At 48.0% G+C, this 25,292-nt stretch carries 21 protein-coding genes; 14 read left to right on the forward strand and 7 right to left on the reverse strand.

The window, feature by feature from the left end:
• The 3 genes from D8Y20_RS12015 to D8Y20_RS12025 form a co-directional block, all read right to left on the reverse strand.
• Window positions 1-1,911: HYR domain-containing protein (locus tag D8Y20_RS12015; protein ID WP_121543955.1), on the reverse strand; the 1,911-nt coding region annotated here is incomplete at its 3' end.
• A 292-nt stretch (window positions 1,912-2,203) separates the two neighbouring features.
• On the reverse strand, window positions 2,204-3,580 hold the full coding sequence (locus D8Y20_RS12020; protein ID WP_121543956.1) for an MFS transporter: 1,377 nt from the start codon (window positions 3,578-3,580) through the stop codon (window positions 2,204-2,206).
• Window positions 3,581-4,084: 504 nt separating this feature from the next.
• Window positions 4,085-5,101 carry a VTT domain-containing protein gene (locus D8Y20_RS12025; RefSeq protein ID WP_236075428.1) on the reverse strand — a complete coding sequence of 339 codons (1,017 nt, stop codon included), beginning with the start codon at window positions 5,099-5,101 and terminating at the stop codon, window positions 4,085-4,087.
• A gap of 274 nt (window positions 5,102-5,375) precedes the next feature.
• On the opposite strand from D8Y20_RS12025, the gene gspD reads away from it, so the two are divergent.
• From gspD to gspM, 14 genes are all read left to right on the forward strand, one after another.
• Window positions 5,376-7,316, forward strand: coding sequence for a type II secretion system secretin GspD (gene gspD, locus D8Y20_RS12030; RefSeq protein WP_121543957.1), 1,941 nt, complete (start codon window positions 5,376-5,378; stop codon window positions 7,314-7,316).
• Between the two features lie 21 nt (window positions 7,317-7,337).
• Window positions 7,338-8,879: a type II secretion system ATPase GspE gene (gene gspE, locus D8Y20_RS12035; RefSeq protein WP_121543971.1), complete on the forward strand. Its 1,542-nt coding sequence runs from the start codon at window positions 7,338-7,340 to the stop codon at window positions 8,877-8,879.
• A 69-nt stretch (window positions 8,880-8,948) separates the two neighbouring features.
• Window positions 8,949-10,151: a type II secretion system F family protein gene (locus D8Y20_RS12040; protein WP_121543958.1), complete on the forward strand. Its 1,203-nt coding sequence runs from the start codon at window positions 8,949-8,951 to the stop codon at window positions 10,149-10,151.
• Between the two features lie 128 nt (window positions 10,152-10,279).
• Window positions 10,280-10,816 carry a hypothetical protein gene (locus tag D8Y20_RS12045; protein WP_147434083.1) on the forward strand — a complete coding sequence of 179 codons (537 nt, stop codon included), beginning with the start codon at window positions 10,280-10,282 and terminating at the stop codon, window positions 10,814-10,816.
• Entirely contained in the window at window positions 10,816-11,160 is a 345-nt protein-coding gene (gene yidD, locus D8Y20_RS12050; protein ID WP_236075433.1) for a membrane protein insertion efficiency factor YidD, read from the forward strand. Before D8Y20_RS12045 ends, yidD begins: the two co-directional genes overlap by 1 nt.
• A gap of 107 nt (window positions 11,161-11,267) precedes the next feature.
• Entirely contained in the window at window positions 11,268-11,909 is a 642-nt protein-coding gene (locus D8Y20_RS12055) for an outer membrane protein (protein ID WP_236075429.1), read from the forward strand.
• 64 nt (window positions 11,910-11,973) lie between these two features.
• Window positions 11,974-15,945, forward strand: a complete 3,972-nt coding sequence (locus D8Y20_RS12060) for a choice-of-anchor L domain-containing protein (RefSeq protein WP_161957638.1) — start codon at window positions 11,974-11,976, stop codon at window positions 15,943-15,945.
• 65 nt (window positions 15,946-16,010) lie between these two features.
• Entirely contained in the window at window positions 16,011-16,421 is a 411-nt protein-coding gene (gene gspG / locus D8Y20_RS12065) for a type II secretion system major pseudopilin GspG (protein WP_121543961.1), read from the forward strand.
• 29 nt (window positions 16,422-16,450) lie between these two features.
• The gene (locus D8Y20_RS12070; protein WP_121543962.1) at window positions 16,451-17,002 is read left to right on the forward strand and encodes a GspH/FimT family pseudopilin; all 552 of its coding nucleotides are present in this window, start codon (window positions 16,451-16,453) and stop codon (window positions 17,000-17,002) included.
• Window positions 16,999-17,352 (forward strand): type II secretion system minor pseudopilin GspI, encoded by a 354-nt coding sequence (gene gspI / locus D8Y20_RS12075; RefSeq protein WP_121543963.1) that lies wholly within the window; start codon window positions 16,999-17,001, stop codon window positions 17,350-17,352. Before D8Y20_RS12070 ends, gspI begins: the two co-directional genes overlap by 4 nt.
• Before the next feature lie 5 nt (window positions 17,353-17,357).
• Window positions 17,358-18,023 (forward strand): prepilin-type N-terminal cleavage/methylation domain-containing protein, encoded by a 666-nt coding sequence (locus D8Y20_RS12080; RefSeq protein WP_121543964.1) that lies wholly within the window; start codon window positions 17,358-17,360, stop codon window positions 18,021-18,023.
• Entirely contained in the window at window positions 18,020-19,003 is a 984-nt protein-coding gene (gspK, locus tag D8Y20_RS12085) for a type II secretion system minor pseudopilin GspK (RefSeq protein ID WP_121543965.1), read from the forward strand. Before D8Y20_RS12080 ends, gspK begins: the two co-directional genes overlap by 4 nt.
• On the forward strand, window positions 19,000-20,343 hold the full coding sequence (locus D8Y20_RS12090) for a GspL/Epsl periplasmic domain-containing protein (RefSeq protein ID WP_121543966.1): 1,344 nt from the start codon (window positions 19,000-19,002) through the stop codon (window positions 20,341-20,343). Before gspK ends, D8Y20_RS12090 begins: the two co-directional genes overlap by 4 nt.
• The gene (gene gspM, locus D8Y20_RS12095) at window positions 20,340-20,876 is read left to right on the forward strand and encodes a type II secretion system protein GspM (protein ID WP_121543967.1); all 537 of its coding nucleotides are present in this window, start codon (window positions 20,340-20,342) and stop codon (window positions 20,874-20,876) included. The genes D8Y20_RS12090 and gspM overlap by 4 nt, the downstream gene beginning before the upstream one ends.
• Window positions 20,877-20,909: 33 nt before the next feature.
• Here the strand turns inward: gspM and D8Y20_RS12100 are convergent, their stop codons facing one another.
• The 4 genes from D8Y20_RS12100 to D8Y20_RS12115 are packed head-to-tail and all read right to left on the reverse strand — an operon-like array spanning window position 20,910 to window position 25,171.
• Complete coding sequence (locus D8Y20_RS12100) at window positions 20,910-22,820, reverse strand: tetratricopeptide repeat protein (protein ID WP_236075430.1); 1,911 nt, start codon at window positions 22,818-22,820, stop codon at window positions 20,910-20,912.
• A 25-nt stretch (window positions 22,821-22,845) separates the two neighbouring features.
• Complete coding sequence (gene ubiD, locus D8Y20_RS12105) at window positions 22,846-24,321, reverse strand: 4-hydroxy-3-polyprenylbenzoate decarboxylase (RefSeq protein ID WP_121543968.1); 1,476 nt, start codon at window positions 24,319-24,321, stop codon at window positions 22,846-22,848.
• Window positions 24,318-24,677 carry an STAS domain-containing protein gene (locus D8Y20_RS12110; protein ID WP_236075431.1) on the reverse strand — a complete coding sequence of 120 codons (360 nt, stop codon included), beginning with the start codon at window positions 24,675-24,677 and terminating at the stop codon, window positions 24,318-24,320. Before D8Y20_RS12110 ends, ubiD begins: the two co-directional genes overlap by 4 nt.
• Window positions 24,674-25,171, reverse strand: a complete 498-nt coding sequence (locus D8Y20_RS12115; RefSeq protein ID WP_121543969.1) for an ATP-binding protein — start codon at window positions 25,169-25,171, stop codon at window positions 24,674-24,676. The genes D8Y20_RS12110 and D8Y20_RS12115 overlap by 4 nt, the downstream gene beginning before the upstream one ends.
• Window positions 25,172-25,292 lie beyond the last annotated feature (121 nt).

The following is a 25,292-nucleotide window of genomic DNA, read 5'->3' on the forward strand; positions in this document are numbered from 1 at the left end:
GATGCTGACGTTCGCAGGAACAGTCAGAACAGGAGCAGTCGTGTCCGAAACAGTTACACTTTGTGTGGCAGTTCCACTGTTTCCAACGGCATCAGCTGCCGTCCAGTTTACTGTAGTGGTTCCAAGTGCAAAGCTAGTTAGAGCATCGCTACTGATAGATACCACGCCAACAGCATCTGTTGCCGTTGCCGTGCCGATTGCGACTGTAGTCTGCGCGCCGGTCGCTTCGACTTTAATCGCTGCCGGAGCAGTGACAACAGGTGCAGTGGTGTCCTGTACTGTGATAATCACAGAGTTGCCTGAGGAATCCACTGTGCCGTCATTTACAGTCAAATTCGCATTATTGGTGCCTGCCGGAAACTGAACAGTTGGCGCAATACCGTCTGCTGTACCAAATGGACCGGTCCATGCATATGTCAACGAATCACCATCGGCATCAGAAGAACCGGAACCATTCAATGTCACAAGTGCACCGGCAGGAGAAGTCTGTTCAACGGTTTGTGCTCCACCTGCATGGGCAACAGGGGCAATATTCGGATTCACACAAGAAACCTGAAATATTTCTGTACCCACAGGAATAATGCCGCTTGGTGTGATTTGGCAAGCAGGAGTCACCTGAAACCATGTTTTGGAAACAGATGTAGTTGCAGTTCCCCATGGTGCTGCTGAGGTGCGGATGGGGTAATCTACGCCATCAACCATCGTAATGGTTTTTGGGCCAGTTGTTTGTGTTACCACCAAGCCGGAACCTTCCCACATATCCCAGTTCCCCGTGTACGCTCCTGGATCAACTTGAACCTTGTGGTTATTCAACACCATATCACTGAACAATCCAGTCTGTGTGGAATAATTAACCGAAGCAGAAACACCATTTTCTACAGTTAAATTACCAAGCGCATCTACTCTAAAGAAGAAATGCCCCCATGCATTCAGATAGATACCATTCCGTAAATTCGGCACAAGAACCAGACTCTGTTTACCCGAAATGTGGCCGCGATTTCCCACTAAGATACGATGTACTGCTACTAATCCCACATAGGAGCCTAAATCAATGCTCGCCTGCGTATTTTTGAATCGGATCGTATCAACTCGAGACCCTATACTAGCTAAAGCTATGACACTTTTATCTGCAATTTTATCCAGCCAATATTGCGTTGGATTAGGGCCAGATGGGCCTTTTGAGAAGTCTAAGTTCACATTCCCTTGTGCATCCAGCGCAAAATAAATTGCATCCATGCCGGCAATACCAAAGTAATAATTCTGATTTGGAACCAGCATTAATGTATTTTTTCCGCTAATCCAACGTGTCCCATAATGGATAGCATATTGACCCAAATAGTTGACTGGGTCGAAATGCACAGGGACTGTATTCAAGATTAGTATTGTACCTGTTACGCTTGCTGCTATCGGATCATCCAGTGTTAACTGACCAGCAGCATTAATCGTGAACCCTGTTCCCATCGGCCAACCTAAACTTAATCCATAATGCTGGCCCTTTACCACCCTCACCGTTGCCTTTGGTTTTTTCCAACCGGAATGGCCAAGCTGCCACCTACCTTCATATCCAGCTGGATCAATAGTGATATCAATGATATTCAACGAAATCACCCCAGGAGAAAGTGATAATGCCCCATCATTGGCAAGGTCATTAATCGTGCCATCGGCTAATACTTCAATAAGGTGTCCCTGACCACCTGCACCAGGGTGAACGATCCCGAAATAATATCGACCGGGAGTCAAATCGATAATTTTATCCCCATTATAATAAGGAGAATACCCCCCGCTTGCCAAACTGTTTGTATACCACTCTTGCGTAAACCCATTTGTTTGCACTGAAACAGGCACAGCCTGCACCACTGTAGCAGCAAACATAAACAACCCAGCCAATAATAATTTTACATAATTCCCCATTAAAGCATCTCCCTTCGCATATATATATCGTTCGCTTAAACCTAGATAGTCCCTGTTTTTCAGAGCATCTCGTATCACTTAGTCATCTGACAAAAAAACCAAACGCGGATGGTAGCCACATCAAAATCACTGCACATCACCCAAATGGGGTATATTGGCAATTTAATTTCCGAAAAGTGAATATTTTTTCTATTGGCCAAACGAAATCAGGCCCCTCAAAGAGGAGCCTGATAGATATATCATTTAAAGGATCAGAAAAATGCTTCTTAATTCAGACGAAGCAATGTGAATACTAAGCGTGATCTGATTGGGTTTGGTATGGTTTGAGGAGTTGCTCAAACACTTCCGGCTCAAACACTTTTTTATCTACACGCAAAAACACAGCATTTTCATCGGGCACTACTTTCGCTTCGCTAATACCGGCCAGAGCAAGCAGCTTAGCCTGCAACTCATCGGCATTGGTGTTGCTATCCACGTGCGCCATCATGGATGAACGCATCACTGGCATCTGCATGCCCATGGCTACCAGCAACCACAAGACAGCTACACCCGCCGCCCCGAAGAATACACCCTGTACATCAAACGCGCCGTAACACCAGCCACCCACGATGCCACCCAAAAAAGCACCGAAGAACTGTGATGTAGAATAGACACCCATGGCTGTACCTTTGGCATCAATCGGAGCCATGCGCGAAATCAATGAGGGCAGTGTTGCTTCCAATACATTATATGCCACAAAGAAGAGAAACAGGCCAACAACCACTGCAAACATCGAATCATGCCACAAACCAAGCAGTGCACATGCAGTAGCAATCAAGACGATACTGGTCAAAAACACCTGTTTCATTTTTTCTTTTTTCTCTGCCACAATAATCATGGGCACCATTAAAATCAGAGCAACCACCAGAACAGGCAAATAGACCCAGGCATGAGAAGAGACAGCAATACCAAGGTGATCACGCAATACAAACGGCAGTCCAATAAATACCGCCATCATCACGGCATGTAAAATCATAATACCGATATCCAGACGCAACAGCTGAGGGTTTTTAAGCACACGACCAAATTCATCGGGTAGCGACTGTACATCCCTATGCGTATGGGTATCAGCTGGCAATGGATCAGGCACCATCCAAAACAACACGCCAATCGCAAAGATCGCCAGCACAGCGGTCAGCCAGAAAATACCATCCACCCCGATACTCGAACCTAAAAATGGGCCCAGTACCAATGCCAATGTAAAGGACATACCAATCGTCATACCGACTGTCGCCATCGCCTTACTGCGCACCTCTTCACGGGTCAGGTCAGCTAACAGAGCCATCATTGCAGCAGCGATTGCCCCTGCCCCCTGCAACGCTCGCCCGACAATCACCCAGCCAATCGAATCAGCCATAGCTGCCACCACACTACCCACGGCGAATATCAACAGACCCGCTGCAATCACCGGCTTGCGGCCTATGCGATCAGACATCCAACCAAATGGAATTTGCAGCATTGCCATCGTAAAGCCATAAGCGCCTAACGCCAGCCCCATCAACATTGGCGTAACACCTTGTAAACCTTCGGAATACAATGCGAATACCGGTAAGATAAGAAACAAACCCATCATGCGCAGACCATAAATAGCTGCCAGTGAGAATGTGCCGCGCTTTTCAAATTGATTCATGATTCATCCCTTAAAAATTGTTCAGGCGGGCAAGTATGCCCTTTCACCATCAGGAACTCTAATTAGCCCATCGATAAAATCATCAATTCAACATATAAGGAAATAGAAAACAGAATTCATCCGACTAAATTACAGTATAGAAGTCTATAATTTATAATGAGAATTGAACAAGAAGCATCTTCATTGAAATAATGAAACATCCCTTGTTAAGGCGATGACAACAACCCGATGACGCACATTGCATAACGCGAAAATCAAGAAAAAGTCCAACCGACCCATTTCAAAAAGACGCGCTGACATTCCCAGCATTTATACCGTTTACTATATAAGATAAACCGCATCCAGTTCTTTCGATATGTTCTGCTTACTTCCACGCCGCCACAATAAGGGCATTTAACTGACATCAGATCCTCCTACAACCAATCCTTACACATAGCATTGATGTTATCGCTCTGATTATAGCAGAAAAATAATACTTATATTATCAAGCTCAAAAAATCTTTTTTAAGATGTAAGCGGCTTCATACTTCCATATGCCTCATCCAATAGTTGACCGGAAGTCATCTTGAAATGCCACTCGGAGTAACCAATACACATAGGCGCAAGATGTGCATGTTTTGGCAAATCTTTTTCCATTTGCATCATCAAATCATGCACCGATTGCTTTGCGCTTGCTTCAGTCGAGCATGGGGAAATAATGGCATAGGTATCATGCGAGAAACGTGCCGGAATATCACCCTCTTGCAGCAGCATATTGAGCTCTTTAGTGATAAATTTAAGGGTGAGCCTATTGTTCTTTTCATCTTTTGTAGCCAATTTTATTAACAGCAGCGTTAACGGTTGCTCACTACGCTTTGCCAGTCCCATATGGTAATCCAGCTGTTCCAGTACAAAATGCCTGCCTTCACACTCATCAAGCTGCTCCGCACCCACCTTACGTCCACTCGCCAGAAAGGCCATAACATGATGATGACCATAACGGTGATACAACTTAAGCACTACCAGGCCAACCACGGCAATCACCACAAGCAAACCGTATATACCTACCATTTCAAATAACTGCATCGCCACTACACCTATCATATGCCCTGCAAAATAAACTACAAAAGCCCAAATAATACAATTGATCGATTGTAAAAAGAAGAAACGGCTGGCGCTGATCGTTGAACATCCAAACAGGATAGCTGAAACAATGCGCATGCCATACAAATATTGAAAAATAAACACCGACCAATTGGCATAATCATCCATAATTTTATTGGCCTTAGGATAGTGACGGCGTAATAACGGGAACGCTTCTATAATCAGCATGCCTTTCCAACGCCCCACTGCAAAGAGCAGAAGATGCCCGACAAAAGCACCTGCCGCAGAGACAGCAATCACCCAATGCGCTTCCAGCATCCCCAACGCAGCCAAAGCTGCCGCAGCCAGCACAACCACTTCACCCTCGATAACGGTAGATAAAAACACAGCCAGATAACCATATTGGTCAATCAGCTGCTTGGCGAACTCCATGTCCATCAGCACTCCCCTTATCTCGCATGATACTTTTGCATGATACTTTTGCATGAACTGTATGTGTTTTATTACAATTGAAGAAGAACTATATATTTCACGATGTGATCATTCCGGTTAAGAATCAACCAGACGGACAACAAACCATCACCAAATGAACGATTATTGCCCCAAAATTCGTAAAACAGGCTACACTAGTGTTCACCGCAACAAAGAGTGCTGGTCACTCACGGGCATTTCACTATGATGCCAACATTAAGAAATGATTTTTGGGGCCACAATGAATTTAAAGTTTATCGCCATAGCACTGTGTTTTTCACTGTTTTTCAGTGCTCCTTCAGCCATGGCTAAAGAGATTACATTAAATTTCAAAAATGCTGACATCCGTGCCTTTATTGAATTTGTAGCGGGCTTCTCCGGCAAAAACTTTCTCGTGGATAACCGTGTTAAAGGCAAAGTCACTATCGTATCACCCACCCCCATTTCTGAAGAGCATGCTTATGAAGTGTTCCTCTCTGTACTGGAGGTCAATGGCTTCGCCACAGTACCCGGCTCATCCATCACCAAAATCGTTCCCCGGGCTGAAAGTAAACAAAAAGCGCTACCTGTACGTATGAGTCAGGGCGTGGGTGACGATTCGATGGTTACGCAGGTGATCAAGTTACGTTTTGCCGATGCCCAACAACTGGTTGCACTCATTCGGCCGCTAATTTCCCCGAACAGTCATCTGGTCGCTTACCCGCGCGGCAATATGTTGTTACTCACCGATAGCGCAAGCAATATCCAACGCATCCAACGCATCATGACCCTGCTGGATCGCAAGGATGCTGTTGGCGTACAACTATTCACACTCAAACATGCATCCGCTGACAAGCTGGCTACTACACTTACCACCCTGTATGCCGCCAACACTCCCGGGGCCCAGCATGGGGCAGTCAAAGCCTTAGCGCATCAGCCCGGTAATATGTTAATTGTTGTCGCTGCTCCACAAATCATTAACGAAGTTGCAGGGGTGATTGAACGTCTCGATGTTGCACCCGAATCTGACAGTGATCGTTTACAGGTGCGTTATCTTAAACACGCCAATGCCGAAGAGGTTGCAAAAGTTATCAATGAACTGGTTGGAGGGCAGTCTGCGGCAACCGCCAAACCAGGGCAGACAAAACCGCTGTTTTCAGGCGATGTAAAACTTGTGGCAGATGCATCGACCAACGCACTGCTTATCACAGCTGACCCCAGTGATATTAAGGCGGTCAGCCGCATTATCGATAGACTGGATATTCGCCGTCGGCAGGTGCTGGTAGAAGCCCTGATTGTTGAAGTCAGTGGCAATGCGATCGAACGTTTTGGTGTTGAATGGATGGCCACCGGCGGTATCGGTGCCGGCGTACAGAACTTTCAAAATATCAAGCCGGTTGGTGCCGCTTTAGCAGCCAACGCCGTAGCGGCCGCCCCTACCAGCACCGCCACAGCACTAACCGCAGCAGCGCCCACCGGTCTGACACTGGGCGTACTCAATAAAGCCCTGTCCATTGGCGCATTAGCGCAGGCCATGCAATCAGATGTGGATGCCAATGTGCTCTCTACACCCAACCTGCTAACCATGGATAATGAAGAGGCAGAAATTATCGTAGGTAAAAATGTACCGTTTTTAACTGGTCAGAACTCAACCCAGGGCGGCATATCCAACCCGTTCCAAACCATTGAACGCAAAGATGTGGGCCTGACACTGCGCGTAAAACCGCAAATTTCAGAAGGTGACTCCGTTCGCTTAGAAATCTATCAGGAGATATCCAGTGTTGATGGTGGCACAGCGGCAGAAGGCGGTCTGATCACAAGCAAGCGCTCCATTAAAACAGTGGTCCTGGCCAATGATCAACAGATGATCGTGCTCGGCGGTTTAATGCGGGATGACAAAACGGCCACTGTGCAGAAGGTGCCCTGTTTAGGAGCAGTACCTCTGTTTGGCGAACCATTTAAATTCACTGAAAACCTCACAACCAAGACCAATTTAATGGTATTCCTCAAACCCAACATCATCGTAAATGCCAGCCAGATAGAAGAGATCACCGATCACAAGTACATCGACATTAAAAAACTGTACGAGCAGCCACTACAAGGCGGTACAATCATTTTCCCCAAAAAAGAGAAACAGATGCCCGCCGAACTCACACCCAATGCTAATAATAAATCAGCTACCCCTGCCACGCAGCAGCAATAGTTGATTGATGCGACCCATCTTTTGAAACAAATTCCTCGCCTAAGCAATGAGCTCGTTGATGTCCAACGCGTACTGAAATTTTCTTTGCCCGTTTTGCGCGCAGGCCTCGTTTTGCCGCTAAAGCCAACACAGGATGAGGCAAATCCTGTCGCCGTTTGCGATGAAAACGCATGGCCATGGGAACTATTGGATGATTGTCGGCGTATGTTTGGTGCTGAACCTTCACCGGTACTGGTCCCCAAAGAAGCACTGCTGACCGCCTTGAATCAGGTCTTTGACATGGCCTCAGCCTCAGCCGAGCAGATGCTTGAGGATATGGGCAGTGATGATCTCTCGCGTGAACTCGAAGAAGTTGGAGATCTGCTCGAGTCAGAAGACGATGCGCCGGTCATTCGACTGGTAAACACATTGATTTCGCAGGCACTTAAAGAACGTGCCAGTGACATCCACATCGAACCCTTTGAAACACGGTTGCTGGTACGTTTCCGTATTGATGGCGTGCTGCATACCATTGTACATCCCCCCAAAGGAGTACAGGCCGCCATTACAAGTCGCATCAAAGTGATGGCAGGACTCGATATTGCTGAAAAAAGGCACCCGCAAGATGGTCGTTTTCGCGTTAAAATTGCCGGGCGTGAGGTGGATGTACGTGTATCTCTGCTACCAACAGCACACGGTGAGCGCGTCGTGATGCGGCTGCTTGATCGTGGTTCAGCCATGCTGACCCTGCCACAACTTGGCATGAGTCCTCCGCAGCTGAAAAACATGCAAGAGGTGATTACATCGCCGCATGGTATTGTACTTGTCACCGGCCCTACAGGCTCTGGTAAAAGTACCACACTCTACGCCGGTCTGATGGAAGTCGATCGTAAAAACCGCAATGTCATGACCATTGAAGACCCGATCGAGTATCAGGTTGAGGGCGTTGGCCAAATGCAGGTGCAACCTAAAATCGGTGTAACGTTTGCAGCGGGACTACGCTCAATTTTGCGACAGGATCCGGACATCGTCATGATCGGTGAAATTCGTGATCTGGAAACTGCTGAGATTGCCATCCAGGCTTCATTAACCGGTCATCTGGTATTTGCCACCCTGCACACCAATGATGCACTCTCAGCCATATTACGTTTGCAGGACATGGGGCTGGAACCCTATCTGGTCGCCTCATCTCTGATTATGGTACAAGCGCAGCGACTGGTTCGTCGATTGTGTCCACACTGCCGTCAGCAACGCCCTGTGACTGCTGAAGATTGGAAAAGACTGGAAGTAAATCAGGATGATTTCTCCGGCATCACACACATTTACGATGCCAGGGGTTGCGATTTATGCATGGACACTGGCTATGCCGGCCGTATCGCTATTTACGAAATGGCACGCATTTCAGATGCCATGCGTACTGCCATCCATGAAGGCAAGGGGCTGCCCACGATGCGCCGTATCGCAAAACAAGAGCACATGATCACCCTGCGACAGGATGTAGCCCGTCATGTCGCAGCGGGCGTTACCAGTATTGAGGAGGTGCTCCGTGTCACCATGGAGGATGTGGTTGCTACTGAACCATGAACATGATGGGCATAATGAATACCCGGCATGGGCACAATCGCATGATGGTAATAGCATGAGTATAACGGTATGAGTGTTTTTTCTTATGAGGCGCTGGATCATGCCGGGCGTAAAAAGCGAGGCGAGATAGAAGCCGACTCTGAACGCAGCGCGCGCCAGAAACTTAAAGGGCAACAACTTATCGTACGCAAATTAAGCGCTGTCGAAAAGCAATCACGAGGCAGAGAACGCGCTGGCAAGGATCACCTTAGCACATCAGAAACGGTACTGTTTTTACAACAGCTTTCCACCTTAACCGAGGCGGGTATGCCGCTTATTGAAGCCCTCTCTTCCATGGGCGAAGGCATGAGCAGTCAACAATCACGCCGGGCGGTCTTCACTATTCGTAAGAAAGTACTCGAGGGCGGTGCGCTGGCCGACGCCTTGCGCGAACAACATTTTGATGAAGTGATCTGCAACATGATTGCAGCCGGTGAAGAGACCGGTCAAATGGAAGCCGTAGCATCCCGACTGGCACAGCTATTAGAGCATAGGCAGGCATTAAACAGTGAGTTGTTATCCGCCACCCTTTATCCTGCCATCATTTTAAGTTTTGGTATTGTGGTCATGCTGTTTCTCATGGCCGTCGTGGTGCCAAAAATGGTAGCTGTATTCGAGCGTGCAGGTGGTGATCTACCCACCCTGACCAAAGTAGTGATTGCTCTGTCTGACTTTTTGCGCGACCACGGAGGCTGGTTGGTGGTGGCAATCGCCTCATTGATCCTGCTCTATAAGCTGTTCATGCGAAAGCAATGGGCTCAAGCGTGGCGCGATGCATGGCTCATGCGGTTACCCGGCATATCCACCCTGTTAATCACCATAGATACTGCCCGCTTTTCACGCACATTAGGCATGCTGTTATCCGGAGGCGTGCCAGCACTGGCCGCCATGCTTATCGCCAATCAAAGCTGGTCACTGTTGCCATTAAAAGCACTTGGCGAACAGGCACGCGAAGCATTAAGAGAAGGCGAATCACTCTCCGGTGCGCTAAAAAAAGGCAATCATATTCCCCCTATGGCAACCCAACTGCTGGCCGTTGGAGAGCAGAGTGGAAAACTCGATGCCATGTTATTGCGCATTGCCGATCACTACGAAAAAGAGGTCTCACGCAACCTCAAGCGCATGTTAACCATCGCAGAACCTCTGCTGGTCATGTTTATGGCAGTGGGTGTTGGAGCCTTGGCGATGGCAATTTTATTACCTATTGCTGAAATGAATCAGCTTGTGAAATGATCAACTCCACGCAAAGCCCCCGCATCCATCATATGTTATCGGCATGCACAACAGGGCTTTTCTGTCTGCTCACATCCTTTCTGTTCTGTATTTCTGCCAGTCATGCAGGACCCACCGAAGCCTACCGCATGGCTATCAACCTGGCCGCCCAGGGAGATGAACAGGAGGCCATCACAAGCTTGTCCGCTCTGATTGAAGTGATGCCACAATCTTCGAATTGGCATGAACGCATGTTTGCCGCGCAACAACTGATTCGCATGAAAACATTGCAACAAACGGACTTCCCTGCTCAACGTAGCCCTAACCCGTATATCAGTCTGGCGGCGGCCTATGCCAGCAGCCATCCATTGTTTCGGGAAATCAACACATGGCCTGCCGCCATACTCGCCACCCTCTTGCCCGGTGCCGGCCACGCATGGCTTGGACGCTGGTATGATGCCCGCACTGCCGCATTGATGGTATGGCCATTACTATTATTAACCCTATGGGCCTTTAAAAGAGGCATGGGGCCTGTCACCCTATTTTTTGCTCTGGTTACCCTGTGGCTATGGTCCGGCACTGTTTTTTCAGCCATTTCGCTAGCCGAACGCGGCAACCTTGAGACCTATCTGATCTGGTGGCAACACGTCTGGCAAAGCTCCGGCCTGCCGGGAAGACCATGGTGATGCGTTTTTTTCGTATCTACCTGCCTTTAGCCGGGGCGAGTCTATGCCTTGCCATAGGCTGGATGCAGACATTTCACACATCACCAGTGACACCTCAAAGCTTCCCTGCTTATTTTTATCAGCATGTTATTGGCTCTCTCGATGGTCGTTCCTGCCCAAGCTTTCCAGTCTGTTCCCAATATGCTGCTCAGGCAACACATCAATATGGATTGTTGATTGGCTCATGGCTGACACTGGACAGACTGATTCACGAGGGGGGTGATTTACAATCCGGACCCTGGCTTTATGTTGATGGTAAAGAGCGATTAAATGATCCGATCGAGCGAAATGCATTTTGGTTATAATTAGTCTATGCTTGCGCCAGATATTTTTTTACTGCAGGGCTGAAATGATTTAACCGACTCAGTTGCAGCACTAAATATTTACAAAAAATCTATTGCGTGAGGATCTTATGTTGCTGAAAAAAGAATTTTTTCTACCGGCTTTGTTCATGGCCTTTTTTACTACACAAAACCTGCACGCTCAGGAACAAGAAATCGAAGTATATTATGGCGCTCTGGGTGGCGGGCTGTATGCCGTGGAATACACTGAAACACGCCCAACAGGACGACTCAGCGTCAAACAAACCGCCGTGCCTGCCGGTCTTTTAAAAGTAGGTGTCGATGCCCAGCTTTGGGGTGCTGAACTCCGCCTTGGCCTTATGGGCAGCGCCAGCAAAAACTTTCCTGCCAGTACTATAGGCAGTGCCACGCCCTTCAATATCGATGTTCAGGCTAGTCCGTTTTTCTCCTACCTTGGTAAATTGCAGTATCCGTTCACTGACAATTTCAAAGCCTACCTACTGCTTGGTGGCACCATGGCCCGATTCGCGATCAAACCGGGTGGCACCAGTGTATTGCTCAACTCCAGTGCCATCAAAACCGGATTCACCTATGGCTTGGGCCTTGCATATAAACCCAATCCCGATTTCTCTGTAGAAATGGAATGGATTCAGTATTGGACCAATGTTGATCTGTCAATCTCTGCAGCAGGTAATTCTCGTGCATCCTTTGGCGGCTTCGGCATATCCGTTAATAAATTATTTGATTTTTAAGTCGTAGGTTCATATGAAACGTTATCTTTTATATTTTACACTTCTTGGCAGTTTAATATTGCCTATGCAGTCATTTGCAGCAACTACGGTTGTTTCTGACACTGTCGCCACCAATTTAGTTAACCGCTTGCTCCAAAACGCTACGGGTACAGGCATTACGCTGGCAACCGTGGCTCCCGCCGCCGCCCCCGTTGCTGTTGGCAGTGCCAATCAGATCGGTCTGGTGAACAACACCGCTTTTGGCTCCATACAAGTCGCCCCCATACCTGCCGCTCCTACAGCCGTAGCAATGGGTGCAACGGGCATTATTCTGACAAGCGGAAATATCGGTGGTACAACCAATATTGGAGGAACAGGCAGCGTTCTTAACACACCCGGTGACCCCGATGTATTTACTGCTATAGCTGCCACGGGAACATTCGATGCTTCTTCCATCACCTTTAATTTAAACAAAACAACAGCCACGGCTATCACATTTGACCTGGTATTTGCCAGCAACGAAATTATCGGAGCCATTAACCCCGATGCCGTTGTCGTCATGGTCGATGGTGTAAACTATGCGGTACTCAATAATGGTGGCCTGTTAAGCAACCAGACAGCAGGCATCTTAACCCCTGCAGCAGGTGTCGTAACCGGCTTCACTAACGCATCAATAGTGCATACAGTGATAGCACCTCTCGATGCTGCTCTTACAACCCATACCATCAAAATCGCCATTGCTGACAATGTTGATACCCTCGTTGATTCTGCTGTTATTGTAAGCAATCTTACCGGCACAACCAGCACTCAGGGAGGCATGGGCGTCGGCGATTTCCTTCCTCCTGTTATCACACTCAATCCACCCGCCGCCATTTTGGATGCTCTTCCTGTGGGCACAAATAATGTCACAACAGAAGCAACGGCCGTACTAACACCTGTTAATTTGGGTGCTCCGACAGTAACAGACAATGTCGATGTTGCCCCCAGAGCAGCACCACTACCGGCTGGCCCTTATGCAATAGGTGCAACTCTAGTTACATGGTCTTCAACTGATGCAGCAGGAAACGTTGGCACCGCAACACAAACCGTTACCATCACCGATACAACGCCGCCTGTTATTATACCTCCAGTTCTTACAAATCCCGGCGGCACTGAGAATGTATTTTCAACGGCTACTCCTACCTATCAAGCAGATATTACTGCCTATTTAGCAACCGTTACTGCTACCGATCTGGGCGTTCCTCTTGCAGGAGTTACCAATAATGCAGCAGCAGTCGCACCCGCAGGGTTCAACATCGGCACAACAACCGTAACATTCAATGTAATCGATGCCTCGGGGAACGCTGCTGTTCCAGTGACAAGGGACATTATTGTCACCTCCACTACCGTTCAGCCACAGCCGCTCGGGATCAATCTAGTGAACCGTTTACTATTAGGTTCCAATATTACCCCGCCAGCCACGGCCACCTTAACAACCTCCGGTGCCTCCCAAACAGCAGAAATCATCGCCACCAATCTTGGTGTACTCATTGCAGGAGTACCACCAGTGCCTGCAGTATCGTTATCACTTCCGCAAACCGGAATCATGCTGAGCACTGGCAACACCTTAGGTACTGGCAACATCCTAACCAATCCTGCGGCCGGAGCCGATACTGATGTTTCAAATGCTCTGATTGCCAACCCATCATTTACTACAGGTGGTACATTCGACGCTGCCTCTCTGGCCTTTACGTTCACCGTACCGGCTGGCACTACGTCGCTAAGTTTTGATGTGATTTATGCCACCAATGAAATACTTAATGGTATCCAATTCCCTGATGCCGCAGTCGTGATGATTGATGGTACAAATCGGGCCCTGTTCAATAATGGATTACTGCTATCCAATCTCAACGGTGCTTTCCTCACAGCTACCAATAGCACATTGGTTCCCGGTTTCACCAATGTCTCACAAGTACAAACATTAACAGCAACGATTGCACCTACGGTCGGTAACACCCACACCATTAAAATCAGTATTGCCGATAACAACGATGCCCTGATTGATTCAGCCATTATTATCGGCAACATGAAGGCTTCATCGATAGTGAATCAAAGCGGCATGGGGGTCGGTGATGTATTTCCCCCTATCGTTGTAGCGCCTGCTAATGTCATTATTGAAGCGACTGGAACATTAACGTCGGCCAATCTCGGCGCGCCTGTGGTAACCGACAATGTAGATCCAAATCCCCGCGCAATCGCGTCCAACCTTGGCCCCTACCCGTTAGGAATCACCACTGTCACATGGCTTTCAACTGACCTGGCTGGCAATATCAGTGCACCAGTCACATCAACTGTGACCGTCAATGATACAACGCCACCACAGCTGGTCGCACCAGCTCTAAACACCTTCCCTGCCAGTTCTGCGGCAGGGCTTCCGGGCACCAACACCGCACTGGCAAGCTATCTCGCGACAGTGACCGCAACCGATGCTGTGGGGATCAAGTCCATCACCAATAATGCCCCGGCACAGTTCCCAATTGGCGCCACCATCGTAACATTCACGGCCACCGACCTGTTCGGCAACATATCCACCGCAACCACCAATATTACCGTATCTGCTTTTGTAGCAGGCCCCGGAGCAGGCGGAGGCATCGGCCCTGTCCCCGTGGCCAACGGCATTGATCAAATTCCTCCGATCATAAAATTGGTTGGCAATAAACATGTAACTGTATTGCAAACGGCTGCGGTAGTGCCGCCAGCTGCACCGCTTTTGTATGCCGATCCCGGTGCCACCGTCATCGATAATTTTGATGGTGCCACACCTGGAGTCATTCCTGCAACAGCAACGATTGACACCTCTATCGTAGGCCGCACCGTATTGACCTACAGCGCAACTGATCTTGCCGGCAACAATGCCACAGCCATTCGCACCGTAGATGTCGTCGCAGCAATTGCTGGCATAGATGTATTGCCACCGGTTGTCACACCACCACTAGATATACTGGTTGCCTCAACAAGCTTTGCTGGCATTGCCAGGACATCCCCCGCTCTAACTGCCTTTTTTGCAACTGCAACTGCGGTGGATAATATTGCTCTGGCAGGGGCCATTACCAATAATGCACCTGCTGTTTTACCCGTAGGCAAAACAATTGTGACATTCACAGCCAGAGATGCTCAAGGCAATATAGGCACTGCAGAAGCTGTCGTTAGTGTCAGCGGTTTAGCGCAAAACCCGGGTGCAGCCACAGACTTTGATGCCGATGGCATGCCCGACGCATGGGAAATCGCAGTCTTTGGTGACCCTTTGCTAGCTATTGCAGGGCCAGCCACCGACTTTGACCTTGATGGACTAAGCGATGCCCTTGAACGCATACTTGGCACCAACCCTAAAGCTGTTAACACCAACGCATCCGGTGCTATCAATGATTTGAAGGATGCCGTGTACCTCAATAACCCCAGCGACAGTGACGGGGATGGTATCATTGATATTCTTGAAGATAACAGTAGTGCATTGGATCCAACCGTAGTTACCGGCATCCCGGCCGTTAGTGGCATCACAACCTTTAGCATTCAGGGTAATGGCAATGCCATTCGCTCAGTCGCCGTAAATCAGATTGGTTCCGCTCCAGTCAATGTCATTAATAGCTATGGCTTATTGTCTTATCAGGTGATCACCGCAGTCGGAGGCACAGCAACGATTCAAATTCAGTCTGTACTGCCATTCGGAACAAATGCGCAGTTTTATAAGGTGGATGCAGCCGGTAATTACACCTTAATACCCGCCAGTATTGTGCGCTCTACAGGGGCAAACAGTATTACTTTAACCCTAACCGATGGTGGCCGATTCGATTTGGATGGTATCGCCAACGGGGTGATTATTGACCCAATAGCCTTCGGAACCGCTCCGGCTGTGCTGGGTGCCAATGGTGGAGCCCCCGGTGGTGGTGGCTGTGCGTTGCAACCGCATGCAAGCTTTGACCCATTATTACCGCTGTTGTTCACAATAATCCTATTATTCCACTTTATGCGTAGAAAACAGAACATGGAAATGAAAAAAAATAACCCATTCTCTGAATAATCGTCTATACCTATTCAGAGAATAGTATAATTTCACAAAAATAGATAATGGATGGATGAATCACCATGCAAGACAGAACAGTGCTTTCGAAAAAGAATCAAGAGGGATTTACGCTATTAGAAATCATGGTGGTGCTGGTCATTATCGGTGTGCTGGCAGCTCTTGTCGCACCACGTTTTCTTGAACGCGCCGATGAAGCCAAGGTTGAAGCAACCAAGGTACAGATGACAAACATCGGTCAGGCACTCAAGCTATACCGCCTGCAACATGGCAAATACCCGAATTCCGGAGACGGCTTGCAGGTATTGACCAGTGGTAGCAAACGTTATCTCGACACCATTCCTAAAGATCCATGGGGAAATGATTATGTCTACCTTTCACCCGGTGTGCATGGTGACTTTGATATCCTCTCTTATGGCGTAGATGGCCAGGCAGGAGGTAGTGGCATGGATGCAGATATCGGGAATTGGCAGTAAACAGATACCGCCTGCATTGCGCATAGCATATGCTCGACGCGACCACTATCACCATGCACCTTCGAAACCCTGAATCCGGTTTTACCTTACTGGAGATCATGATGGTCATCGTCATTCTCTCTGTTACAACAATGATGATTGCTCCCTCATTCTTTTCTGCCTCATCGGCATCATTGGATGATGAGGGCCATCGACTGGTACAAACGCTGCGTTTAGCTCAAGATGAAGCAATATTATCCGGCCAAACATTACGCATAACACTGCGCAACAATAGTTACTCCTTTCAATCCATCAGTATTGATGCGGAATGGACTCCATTTCAGTCATCTCCGTATCAAGACCATCAACTGATTGACGGCATCCGCATTGAACAGATCAAACCGCAACCGCCCTTGGATGAAAAAGATGACCCCGAAAAAGAACCGGCACTTGGACATCTCATACTCTCTCCTGAAGGCATGAATCAAATATCCGATATTACCCTGATCCAGGCCTCCGACAATCGCACGCTTCATATTCAATTCAGACCGGGGCCGGGTGGCATTCGCATCGTCAATGATGCAGCCACGTCATCGCCATGAAAAACAGGCAGGCTGGATTTACACTCATCGAAGCTCTGGTTGCATTAATGATTGCGGCTACAGCACTGGTGGTTTTGATGGGTAGCCTTGGCACATCCGCCAATACCCAGCACACACTCTCCATGCATCAACTGGCGATGGAACAGGCTCAGAATAAACTGGTCGAATTTTCTGCCTCGCCGACAAACCTGGATGAGCAACAGGGCACTATTGAAGTGGCAGACAGACAATTGGAATGGCGACGTTGGAGTGAAAAAACAATGTTGGATGGCTTCGTGCGCATCAATGTCAGCGTACAAGTACCCGATGAACCGGAAGTTACACTATTCATCTACCAGAGCGTCCCATAAACATCATGCATAGTATTTCTTCTATTTCTTCAAAACAGGCATCCAGTGAACACGGGTTTACGCTGATTGAAGTACTGATGGCGCTGACTGTGTTTGCACTGATTTCTGTGCTCGCATACACCACACTCGACAGTGCCGGCACCGGTTTCAATATCCTCAGTGAGGTACGCCAACAGCAGGAGCTGTCCGGCTGGGCAGGGAAGCAGATCCGCAAAGACATGCGCTATTTAACCGCCGCACCACATTACCCCGCCCCCAAAGAAGGCATACAATCCAGTGCCCTGAATATCGTACCAATCCGAATCAAAAATGATAATCGCGGAGATATAGAGCTCGATGAACTGTGGCTACTGGTTAAAGAACCAGGCCTGAATAGCATTTCCGAAGTACACTATTTTATCGATGAAACCGATAACCACCTGATTCGTGAATCTCGTTTACTACTGGTTCGCGATCATGTTGAGCCCATGCGCTGGGATTTTGGAGCAATACGCTCCTGGTCCGTGGAAGTATGGGATGAGCATGCCAACTGGCGACAAGACTGGAATTTTGATGCACAGGCTTTTGCATGGCCCAAAGCAGTCAAGGTAACACTACAAGTAGATGACAAGGCGACGATCGCCAGCCAACGTCAATGGTTGATGCCGGTCTTACCGGGTAAACAGCTATGAGCGACCTCACCCGGCAACTTCCATGCTCCCCTCCCAAGCATCAACGCGGAGCTGCTCTGATCATTGTACTGGGGCTGGTTGCATTGATCAGCACCTGGGCCATTGATGCCATGTATGAAGATAGTATCGCACTGCGTCGCACCGAGAACAGCGATAATGCCCTGCGCGCAGAGCAGGCTAATCAATCGGCATTAATATTAAGTGCGAAAATATTACGTGAAGATTTGCAAGAGTCTCAAACAGATGATCTGGAAGAAGCGTGGGCACAACAGAGTGAAGCATTCCCTATTGATGATGGCCTTGTTCAGGGTGACATTATTGATAGTAACCGCCTGATCAATCTTAATGATCTGGTTAATAACAAAGGCATGGTGAACCCGCTGGTTGAAACATATCTGAAATCCTTATTCACGCAGCTTGAACTCGATGCGGGGCTAGTTGATGCATTAATTGACTGGATGGACACCGACTCATCCGTACATGGTAGCAATGGAGGAGAAGACGCTAGTTATTATGATCAGGATTATCATGTTAAAAATGCCCGACTTGATCGCTGGCATGAACTACTGCTTATTCGCGGTTTCAAGCCAGAGATACTGGCACAACTGGAGCCTTACACTAGCGTAAGAGAGGTGCCAGTGAGCGGTATTTCAACCATCAATATCAATACGGCATCTGCACCGGTGCTTATGGCTCTGGCTCCGAATATGACCGTTTCAGATGCTGAAATATTTATCTCCGAACGCCCCTTCGCATCGGTTGCGGCGGCACTGCAAAACCGCACTTGGGCCACTGGCCTGAAGCAGCCATACTTGAGCGTAATCAGTGATCACTTTATGGTACGAACACAGGCCAGTTTTGGTCGGGCTAATTTAAGGGAGACATTTATGCTGCGTCGCCAACCCGGAAAAGTAACGCTGCTGACATTTGAACGCGACCGCAGCGCAGCTGCCCTTCCAGCAACGAGCACCACACCATGAGTACCATCATAAAACAGGTCGTTACGATTTGCTCTGACGGTAAGCAATGGCATGCTATTGATGCCCATCATAATATGATGACCTTAGCCATATCTGAAGATGAGCTGCTACCCACATTGCCGGATGGAGCTACGGTTGCTCGATTGCTATTACCCGTTGAACAACTCCTTAACAGAACATTTCACTTACCCTTCTCCAACGCTAAATTTATTGATCAGGATATCCTTTCTCAGGAACTGGAGGAACGCAGTTCAGAAAGTGCCGAATCATGGTGGCTATCATGGAGGGCTGGTCAAACAGATAATGAAGCAGTATCCGGCATCATGTTCGGTGTCTCGGAATCATTTCGCCAAGACATTGACATCAATGACAACTGGCGCGATATCAACTTTATAGGCAGTGATATATGGGCTCGACTCAATGAGCAGCGCGATCATCATGTTGCAACACAGGCCACTGAAAAATCAGAAGTAACCGCTAACAGAAAGCTTGCCGTCTTTGATAGTGATGCCTCCGGTTTGTTTTTCGGTGTATGGAACTACCCCGGTGAGCAGATTAAGGATGGTTTCTGGCTTGCCATGCGGCGTCTTAATCTGAATGAAGGCAGTGATACATCTGCTACCGTTGAGAATATTCGACGCTCACTGCATAGCATGGGCTGGAGAGAGGATGAAGGGGATGCTGCTGTTGGCAGATTAAGTGTGGACTTACATCAAGCCCTTAACCTTTCTACATGGCATGGTGAATTATGTGAGGCAGGCGAATTACCCTCGCGCCGTGATGCCACCATCGCTGTTGCAACGCTTTCCAGCTTTAATTACCGCCATGGTCGATGGCGTTCCGGCTCCCACATGAAGCAGATACAGCCATGGTATCGTAGTCTGGCATTGGCAGCAGTTCTCATGCTGGTCTGGTCCATATCTCAGGTTTGGCAAAATCGGCAACTTGAGCAACAGCTTACTATGCATCAACAACAGGTTATTGAAGCATTTCATCGAGGATTGCCCGATGAAAAAGTGATCATTGATGCTCTGGCTCAGCTACGCAAAGCTGCTGGCGAGGATGGCACGGATATGCGTGCTCAAAACCATCGGAATCTTGCTTCGCAATGGTTACAGCGCATGGATATTATCAACCGCGTCTATCAACAAATAAACTGGACGGTAAAGGAAATATCATTCAAAGATGGCACCATGACACTGACTGGAAGCAGTAAAGATTTACAAACCATGAATAACATTCATCAGGCGCTGCAACGCGCGTCCGGAGAGGATATCAAAATCCAAGATACCAACCTGAGTAGTGGCAACGAAGTCAAATTCAAGCTGGTTTGGTCATGATCGGCACATGGAAACGCGCCATCACGCAACGCTTTGAAGAACAGCTCTTGCCGCGATATCAACAACTGGAGAATCGTGAGCAGAAACTTGTACTGATTGCTACTATAGCATTACCACTGATCATCATCGTATTCGGGGTGATGATACCACTGCATGACCGACAACTCACATTGCAGAAAGAGTTAAGCATTGCCACAAATCAGGCTGCAAAAGCGAATCAACTGGCCAGTTATTTAACTGCACATGCCACAGACCTGAAAGCAAACAACAACACTGAAAGCCTGTTAAGCTTGGTCGATCAACTTGCCCGCCAAACCAATATCAGAACATTTATGACCCGGATTAAACCCCTGACGTCATTGAATGGCGGATCACAAAAGCTGATGCTTAGTATCAAAAATGTTCCCTATGATAGCATGTTGCGATTTATACATGCTCTGGCCAAACGTGATCTTGGTCTAAAACAGTTAAAATTTCAGACTGCCGGTAAGCCCGGCTATGTTCATGTGCAGGCTATCGTTACCGGATCTTAATCCTTTTTTTTTACGTTCACTGTTCATTGACCATTATTTATTCAATTGAGCTATATGGTAGGTTTGTAAACGGTTGGCAAGATTAAGCGGCTTTTCTTCCAGAATCTCAAGTCTCAATTGAATATCAATAGCACCACTGGTTAACGTAAAGCCACTTTTATTCTGCCTGAGCACGGATATATTTTGCTCGGCAATTCGCAAGCCCTGCTTCGCGGCTTTACTAAACCAATGATCAGACTTCGCCCGATCTATACTAACACCACGCCCCAGCGCATACATATAAGCCAGAGCGTTTTGCGCCTCAGCAAATCCTTGTCTAGCCGCTTCACGATACCACTGCACGGCTTTGTCATCCTGCTGTTCAACACCATCACCTTTGCGATAAATATTCCCCAGATTGAACTGGGCCGGAGCATAAGCATGCTTTGCCGCCAGAGCGTACCAGTGGATAGATTGCTCAATATTCACATCTACCCCCTGCCCATTCTGATACATCGATGCAATGGTATTCTGTGCCTCCACATCACCTTTTTCAGCCGCCTGCACAAACAGATCAAAGGCCTTTTTATATTTCAATTGTCTATAATAAAGCGCCGCCAGATTATACAATGCATCTTCACTACCAAGCTCACTGGCTTGTTGATACCATGCTTCTGCATCACTGCTGCTGGTGACAATACCATGACCCAGATCATACATCATACCCAACAGTAATTTCGCTTCAAAGCCTGCTGCAGTTTGTGCTTTCTTTAGTAGCTCCAGCGCAACATCTTCATTCTGCATCAAACCAATGCCACGTATGTACATCAGAGCCAGATTATACTGCGCCAAGGCATCATCATTTTCAGCAGCAGCCTTGAACCATTTCACGGTACTTTTCAAATCCAGCTTCACACCACGGCCAAGTGCATACATGACCGCAAGATTATTTTGTGCAACCTTATCACCCTGCTCTGCTGCTTTTTCCAACCATGACGCTGCAAGTGCATCGTTGCCTGCTTCGGCATACATAATACCCAGATTACTTTGTGGTGATGGCAAGCCGCTCTCAGCCGCTTTCTGTAACCATTTTAATGCTTCATCACGATTTAGTTCTACACCCTCACCAAGCGCATAGAGTACACCGAGCCTTGCTGCTGCAGGCATATTCTCCTGCTCAGCTGCTTTGGCATACCAGCCTGCTACATGCTGGATGGCTTCGGGTTTACTGCTATGCAAAAGTAATTCCGCCAAATGAAACTGAGCCTTGGCATTTCCACTGCTAGCACTTTGATGCAACCACTGCTCAGCCTTTTCCATATCCGCATTAAGACCCTGGCCCTGCTGATAGATACGAGCCAATACAAATTGTGCCGATGAGTCTCCTGCCGATGCCTTGGCACTAACCTTGTTGAGCAAACGTTGCAGGTAAGATGTTGCCTCAATACTGTGTGAATTGGCGGCTTGAATAGCCCAGAGTAAGGCATCTGCATCAGACTTCTTTACACCACGTCCTTCAGAGTACATCACAGCCATACGCAATTCGGCTGCTGTTAAGCCATTCTCTGCCGCTTTCTTATACCACCCAAATGCAGCTTTCAAATCCGCCGCAGGTACACCACGGCCATACTCCAGCATATTGGCCAGTTGATATTGCGCTTGTGCAAATTTTTGTTTTGCAGAAAGCTTAAGATGAACTACCGCCTCCACATCATCACGTTGCACACCTTTGCCATCACGATATAACATGGCAAAAAGGTATTGTGCCTCTTTATCACCTTTTTTGGCCGCTAAACGGAACCATTTGGCCGCATTATGATAATCCCCTTCCTGGTAAGCCGTTTTACCCAGATTCAGACCATCTGCATTGATATCGCCATAATCGGGAGCAGAAAAAAGCAGATAGAGCGCTACCCCAACTGCGAGCAAGACCATCAGCAATAAAGGTAAACGTAATTTAGCCATGCTTACATATCACAACGCATCTCTATCATAAATCCAGCTCTGACCAAATAGCATCCACCCGTTCTTTGACAGACGGATCCATTGCAATGGTTCGTCCCCATTCACGCGTTGTTTCACCTTCCCATTTATTGGTTGCATCAATACCCACCTTAGAACCAAGCCCTGCCACCGGCGAAGCAAAATCAAGATAATCAATCGGTGTATTTTCAGCCATGGTGAAGTCACGCACAGGATCACAACGGGTGGTAATCGCCCAAATCACCTCTTTCCAGTCACGGCAATCAATATCCGCATCCACGACGATAATAAACTTGGTGTACATGAACTGACGCAGATATGACCAGATACCAAACATCACCCGCTTGGCATGACCGGCATAACCCTTATTGATCGACACAACCGCCATACGATAGGAGCAACCTTCCATCGGTAAATAGAAATCCACAATTTCAGGAAACTGCTTTTTCAAAATAGGCACAAACACTTCATTGAAAGCCAACCCCAATACGGCAGGCTCATCAGGCGGTTTGCCTGTATGGGTTGAATGATAGATAGCATCCTTGCGCATACTCATCGTTTCGACAGTAAAGACAGGAAACATCTCTGTTTCATTGTAGTAGCCTGTGTGATCGCCGTATGGCCCCTCTTCGGCATATTCATCCAGTGAAACATAACCTTCCAGCACAATTTCTGCGGATGCAGGCACCTGCAAAGGCACACTCAGACAATCAGCCAGCACGGTTTTTTTACCACGTAACAGACCTGCAAATTGATATTCAGACAGGGTATCGGGAATCGGTGTAACAGCAGCTAAAATAGTCGCAGGATCAGCTCCTATAACGACAGCACATGGGAATTTGCTTGCACCTGCCTGCTTGGCTTCGCGGTGATCCTGAGCCCCACCACGATGTTTGAGCCATCGCATAATTAATTTGTTTTTGCCAACCTGTTGCTGGCGATAAATACCCATATTCTGGCGATCTTTGTTTGGCCCCCGGGTTACCACCAGCCCCCAACTCAATAAGGGAGCCACATCTTCAGGCCAACAAGTCTGGATGGGCAGTCTATTCAGATCCACATCATCGCCATGCAACACAATGTCCTGCCAAGCCGCCTTTTTGACATGCTTGGGTTGCATGTGCATCACTTTTTTCAGAATGGGGAATTTATCCCAGGCATCTTTGATACCTTTTGGTGGTTCGGGCTCTTTCAAATATGCTAGCAGTTCACCTATCTCACGCAGTTCATCAGCCGACTCGCGCCCCATTCCCAGCGCAATACGTTCAGCAGTACCAAACAGATTGGTCAACACAGGCATGCTAGCCTCATTGCCCTGTGCATCGACTACATGTTCAAATAACAGCGCCGGGCCGCCCTGACGCAACACCCGGTCAGAAATCTCAGTTATCTCCAGAGCGCTACTGATTACCGCAGTGATGCGCTTTAATAAGCCTCGCTTTTCCAGATCATCAATAAAAGCGCGCAAATCGGAATAACTCACGCAGATTTTTCTTCAATCACGTTGGAATCAATGTCAAATACGGTATCAAGCTTGGCCAGTGCAAACACATCACGCACATTTTCGCTCAAACCGGAAAGAATAAACCGACCACCCGTCAGTCGCGCCCATTGCAAGCCCTCCACCAGCGTAGCAATGCCTGACGAATCCATAAAGTCAACGCCGTTGAGTTCAACACGAATCTCTTTCATCGTAGCTGTAAATAACGGTTTTAACTGATCCCGCATGCGTGGTGATGTGTGTATGGTGACATCACCATCTACCTGCAGTACCACCTGAGTCTCGTTTTGATCATGCCGTGTAAACTTAAGATTTGCATCCATCATCATCTCTCTCATAAACTCTTATTATTAATACAAAATTTTAAACGCCAATGATTACCATCACTGAGCACCTCATGCTCACAATGATCAGCAGCTGAACAAATGAGCTTTAGTCCCAAGCCTCCGGGACACAGGTTTTCGACATCAATAGAGCGCTCGGCCTCTTCTTCCATGCTGCCCTGCCAGCCAACCGAAGCATAATCCCGAAAATCAAACACGAGTTCCTGCTCGCCGTGCGCGTCAACTTCGAGAAAAGTCTCAAGCTCAACACGACCTGCTTTTCCACCATAAGCATGCTTGGAAATATTGGCAAAGAGCTCATCCACAGCAATGGAAACGCGATTACTCTGACGAGCCTCCATGCAGGCCCTGGTTGTCATCACCGCAACCATTGAGCGCAACACGTATATGCAATCACTATTGCAGTTAATTTGCAGGTGCAGCTTACCCACATGACTACTTTCGCACTCGGAAAACGATACATCCTGAATACACTTACTGGCTGTCATTTCACCCCTCAGATATGCGTATCTCGGCACGCATCTCGAGCAGATATGCTCTTGCACCCCAAGCTTGGCTGCGATGTGGCGCAAACGCAACTACGCCCTGTTGATCCCCAATACCAGAGCA

It is taken from the genome of Mariprofundus sp. EBB-1 (genome assembly GCF_003665155.1).
Lineage (GTDB): Bacteria > Pseudomonadota > Zetaproteobacteria > Mariprofundales > Mariprofundaceae > Mariprofundus.